Here is a 372-nt window from a genome sequence, read left to right on the forward strand (position 1 = left end):
CCCGAGGGCAGGGTGACGTCGACCTCGACGCCGCATCCGGCGATCCGGATCGGCCCGAGCATGGAGGCGCCGGCGTCGCCCATCTCCTTGATGGCGTTGCGCAGGGCAGGCACGCCGAGGTCGCGCAGGGCCTTGACGACGATGGACGGGGTGATCGGCTCCCCCTCCCCGTTGCGGATGTTGTCGGGCAGGGCCCAGTTCGGGGCGGCTTGCTGCTTGCGGCCGACCGACCACAGGGCGAGCAGGGCGAACAGCGGTCCGAGGGTGACGGCGTAGGGCCAGACGACCTGGACGATGGTGATGAGCAGGCCGATGAACTCGATCACCGCAGTAAGCGGGGTGATGACGTCGGCGACGTCCTTGGTGTTGAGG

At 69.4% G+C, this 372-nt stretch carries 1 pseudogene; it reads right to left on the reverse strand.

Going from position 1 to position 372, the window contains the following annotated elements:
- A pseudogene (locus IF47_RS0126955) lies at positions 1–372 on the reverse strand (ATP-binding protein); the annotation flags it as partial.

The sequence above is a fragment of the Streptomyces megasporus genome (assembly GCF_000718985.1).
Lineage (GTDB): Bacteria > Actinomycetota > Actinomycetes > Streptomycetales > Streptomycetaceae > Streptomyces > Streptomyces megasporus.